The sequence below is a fragment of the Desulfococcus sp. genome (assembly GCF_050178255.1).
GTDB classification, from domain to species: Bacteria; Desulfobacterota; Desulfobacteria; order Desulfobacterales; family Desulfococcaceae; genus Desulfococcus; species Desulfococcus multivorans.
Map to the genome: position 1 here is coordinate 4,614 of NZ_JBFXGG010000120.1, position 4,146 is coordinate 8,759.

Sequence of the window (4,146 nt, forward strand, 5' to 3'; positions counted from 1 at the left end):
GGAGGTGGAGCGGCTTCTGACCGCACCGGACACGACCCGTCCTTCAGGCGCGAGAAACGCGGCCATGCTGGAGCTGCTCTATGCCGCGGGGTTGCGGGTGTCGGAGCTCGTGAACCTGAAACGGCACGACGTCAACCTGGAGGTCTGCTGCCTGAAAGTGAAGGGGAAGGGGGCTGCGGAAAGGCTCGTCCCCATCGGGCTTCACGCCAGGGAAAAACTGATCTTCTACCTCGAAACCGCAAGGCCCCTGCTTCTCAAGGGATGCGACAGCCCCGTTCTGTTCGTTGCCAGGGCCGGAAAGCCGATGACGCGGCAAGGGTTCTGGAAGATCCTGAAACAATATGCCGACCGGTCCGGCATCCGAAAACGCATCACCCCCCACAGTTTTCGGCACGCCTTTGCCAGCCATCTTCTCGAGAACGGTGCGGATCTGAGATCGATCCAGATGATGCTCGGTCATGCCGATATCTCTTCCACCCAGATCTACACCCATGTGGCCCGGAAGCGGCTGCAGGAGATCCACGAGAAATATCATCCCCGGGGATAAGGGGTCGATTGAACAAAGACGGTTGTGGTATTATTCCGGAAAAAATTGACGCATCATCCATCGATGGCTATATATATAGGTTTAGCCTGAAGAGCCTATTTGACGGATTGCGCTGTGCTTCACTATGGAAAGGAAGGATCATGATTTATATCGGAAGCTTTCTTCATACAACCAACCAGCAGGAAGAATCCGAGGAAGACAGAAGGCATGGCGAGTTCAACCTTCTCGTCGATGCCGCGAGCAAGGACGCCGCACTCCACCTGTTTCGGGATCGCATCCGCCAATTTCGGGACACCACCGACCTCTTTGAGGGCGAGTGCCGGATATTCCTGTCTCGATTACTTGAACTGGACGGCATCTCAAAGGGTAAAGCGCTGTTGACCAACTACAAATCCGTGGCCGGAGACCCGTTGATGCCGTACATCGGCTGCTCATATCCCTCCGAGGAGACGGACGGGTGCCGGATTATCGACTGGAACGACAACAGGCCGGAAATCGACGGCCGAGAGGGGCATCTGTTCTTGAAATTCGAGGCGGATCAAAAGGGAGTTTGCGATGAGTGAACCGGGAAACAAGGTCATCTATTCGATGATCGGCGTCAGCAAGTTCCACAACAAGAAGCCGATCATCAAGGATATATCGCTCTCGTATTTTTACGGCGCGAAAATCGGGGTGCTGGGCCTCAACGGCGCCGGCAAGTCGACGCTGCTCAGGATCATGGCGGGGGTGGACACCGACTATAACGGAGAGACGATTCTATCCGAAGGGTACACCGTCGGTTTCCTGGAGCAGGAGCCGCTGGTGGATGTCGACAAAACCGTCCGCGCGGTGGTGGAGGAGGGGGTCCGGGAGACCGTGGACCTCATGAACGAATTCAATCGCATCAACGAGCAGTTTGCCGAACCCATGAGCGACGATGAGATGGACCGTCTCCTGAAACGGCAGGGTGAGGTCCAGGACAAGCTCGACGCGTTGGATGCGTGGGACCTCGATGCCCGGCTGGAGATGGCCATGGACGCCCTCCGCTGCCCGCCGGGCGACACCCCCGTGAGTGTGCTGTCCGGCGGCGAGCGGCGCCGAACCGCCCTCTGCCGGCTGTTGCTCCAGAAGCCGGATATCCTGCTGCTGGATGAGCCCACCAACCATCTCGACGCCGAGTCGGTGGCCTGGCTCGAGCACCATCTCCAGAATTACGCCGGGACCGTCATTGCCGTGACCCACGACCGGTATTTCCTGGACAACGTGGCGGGGTGGATCCTCGAGTTGGATCGCGGCTACGGCATTCCCTGGAAGGGAAACTATTCCTCCTGGCTGGAGCAGAAGCACAAGCGGCTCGCCAAGGAGGAAAAACAGGAGAGTCAGCGCCGGAAAACCCTCGAGCGGGAGATGGAGTGGATCCGCATGTCGCCCAAGGGGCGGCGGTCCAAGTCCAAGGCCCGCATCACCGCCTATGAATCGCTGCTGAAGCAGGAGACGGAAAAACGAAACGAGGATCAGGAAATCTACATTCCGCCGGGGCCCCGGCTCGGGAACGAGGTCATTTCAGCGGAGGCCGTCACCAAGGCCTACGGTGATCTGCTCCTGATGGAGGATCTCTCCTTTGCCGTCCCGCCGGGGGCCATTGTCGGCGTCATCGGTCCCAACGGCGCCGGAAAGACGACCCTGTTCCGGATGATCACCGGCCAGGAGAAGCCCGACGCGGGTACCTTCAAGGTCGGGGACACCGTGTCTCTGGCCTATGTGGATCAGAGTCGGGACGTGCTCTCGCCAGAAAAGAATATCTGGGAGACCATCTCCGACGGCAAGGATACCATCACCCTGGGCAATCGGGAGGTAAATTCCCGTGCCTATGTGGCACGGTTCAATTTTTCAGGCTCGGATCAGCAGAAGAAGGTCGGTATGTTGTCGGGCGGCGAGCGGAACCGGGTTCACCTGGCCAGAATCCTCAAACAGGGGGCCAACGTGCTGCTGCTGGACGAACCCACCAACGACCTGGACGTCAATACCATGCGAGCCCTGGAGGAGGCCCTGGAAAACTTCGCGGGGTGTGCCGTGGTGATCAGCCATGACCGATGGTTTCTGGACCGGATCGCCACTCACATTCTGGCTTTCGAAGGCGAGAGTCAGGTCGTCTGGTTCGAAGGCAATTATTCCGATTATGAAAAGGACCGCAAGGCGCGGCTGGGCGCGGATGCCGACGTTCCCCACCGCATCCGGTACCGCCGGCTGACCCGAACCTGAACCGGCACGGCGAGGAGGAGTTTCCAGGCATGACAGACATGACGACAATCGACTACGGGCCTCTGGATCGCCCGGAGATCACGGCGGTGCTGTTCCATCCGCGTGGTGAAAGGCCTTTGGGCGGCGGGGACGACGCGCCGGGGATCACGGTGAGCATTCCCGTCGAAGAAGGGGTCGAGATCGGCGGGCGTTTTCACATCGCGGGCAAGACGGCGCCCAACATCCTTTTTTTCCACGGCAACGGTGAAATCGTCTCCGACTACGACGACCTGGGTCCGGTCTACAACCGGATGGGGATCAATTTCCTGCCGGTGGATTATCGGGGGTATGGCCGCTCCACCGGAAGCCCCACCGTGACGGCCATGATGCGAGACTGCCACATCATCCTGGGCTTTACCCTGAAATGGCTCTCCGACAACGGCTGCACGGGCCCCCTGGCGGTCATGGGGCGGTCCCTGGGCAGTGCGTCGGCCCTGGAGCTGGCCGCCTGTTATGAAGACGGGATCCACGGGGTCATCATCGAGAGCGGGTTCGCCTGGGCCGGTCCGCTGCTGGCGCTTCTGGGGGTCGATGTCGCCGCTGTTGGATTCGAGGAAAAAAAGGGCTTCCGGAACATCGACAAGATCCGCTCGGTGAGCCGGGACTGCCTGATCATCCATGCGGAGAGGGACCATATCATCCCCTCGGGCGACGGCCGGGCCCTTTACGAAGCCTGCGGCGCGGTGCGAAAGCGCCTGCTGATGATACCGGGAGCCGATCACAACGACCTGCTCTATGTCGGTTATGCCGATTACATGGACGCCGTGCAGACATTTATCAAAGGCATCAGCGGGTCGGCCGGGTGAGAAAGCGGAAGCCGAAGGCTTGAAGCCCCCCCTGTTGCCCCGTTTGCCGGAAACAGACGACCGCAATTGACGTTGCGACACATATCAGAAGGAGAATATACAACATTTGATGGTTAAATCCCTATTCAACAATATCCGGAACAAACTGAAGCGATTTCGAAACTCGAATACGAAACCCGATCAGAAACCAGAGGCGACATCAGATCCTGAACAGGATGTTGAAAGCCGCGACAAAATCCTTCGGGGAAAGCCCGTCGCATCCGGGGATGCGGGTACCCGAAAAGGCGCAGCGGCCGAAGGTGACGACAGCGATCGCGCGGAGGCCGAAAGGCCCCGACCGAAACGGCGTCGACCGCGGAAAAAAGGAAAAGCGAAACCCGAGCCGGCCGTTGATGACGAGAGGGCGGCGTCTGCCCGGCACGACGGATGGGATCTTTCGAGTTTCGAGGTTCCCGTCGCCGAGGGGAAAACCCGCTTTCACGATCTCGACCTTCCCGGAGAAATCCTGCATGC

At 59.4% G+C, this 4,146-nt stretch carries 5 protein-coding genes; 4 read left to right on the forward strand and 1 reads right to left on the reverse strand.

From position 1 onward, the window contains the following. The 4 genes from AB7S84_RS14895 to AB7S84_RS14910 form a co-directional block, all read left to right on the forward strand. A partial coding sequence (locus AB7S84_RS14895) for a tyrosine-type recombinase/integrase (RefSeq protein ID WP_428155410.1) occupies positions 1-547 on the forward strand: 547 nt, incomplete at its 5' end. A gap of 140 nt (positions 548-687) precedes the next feature. After that, positions 688-1,110, forward strand: coding sequence for a hypothetical protein (locus AB7S84_RS14900; protein WP_020877509.1), 423 nt, complete (start codon positions 688-690; stop codon positions 1,108-1,110). Then, positions 1,103-2,788: an energy-dependent translational throttle protein EttA gene (gene ettA, locus AB7S84_RS14905; RefSeq protein ID WP_428155412.1), complete on the forward strand. Its 1,686-nt coding sequence runs from the start codon at positions 1,103-1,105 to the stop codon at positions 2,786-2,788. The genes AB7S84_RS14900 and ettA overlap by 8 nt, the downstream gene beginning before the upstream one ends. Positions 2,789-2,817: 29 nt before the next feature. Next, positions 2,818-3,633: an alpha/beta hydrolase gene (locus AB7S84_RS14910; RefSeq protein ID WP_428155414.1), complete on the forward strand. Its 816-nt coding sequence runs from the start codon at positions 2,818-2,820 to the stop codon at positions 3,631-3,633. Positions 3,634-3,832: 199 nt separating this feature from the next. Here AB7S84_RS14910 and AB7S84_RS14915 read toward each other — a convergent pair. Then, positions 3,833-4,146: hypothetical protein (locus tag AB7S84_RS14915; RefSeq protein ID WP_428155416.1), on the reverse strand; the 314-nt coding region annotated here is incomplete at its 5' end.

Bases quoted from the DNA above. Each gene is read 5' to 3' on its own strand.
- AB7S84_RS14900 (WP_020877509.1), top strand. From the start codon at position 688: ATGATTTATATCGGAAGCTTTCTTCATACAACCAACCAGCAGGAAGAA.
- ettA (WP_428155412.1), top strand. From the start codon at position 1,103: ATGAGTGAACCGGGAAACAAGGTCATCTATTCGATGATCGGCGTCAGC.
- AB7S84_RS14910 (WP_428155414.1), top strand. From the start codon at position 2,818: ATGACAGACATGACGACAATCGACTACGGGCCTCTGGATCGCCCGGAG.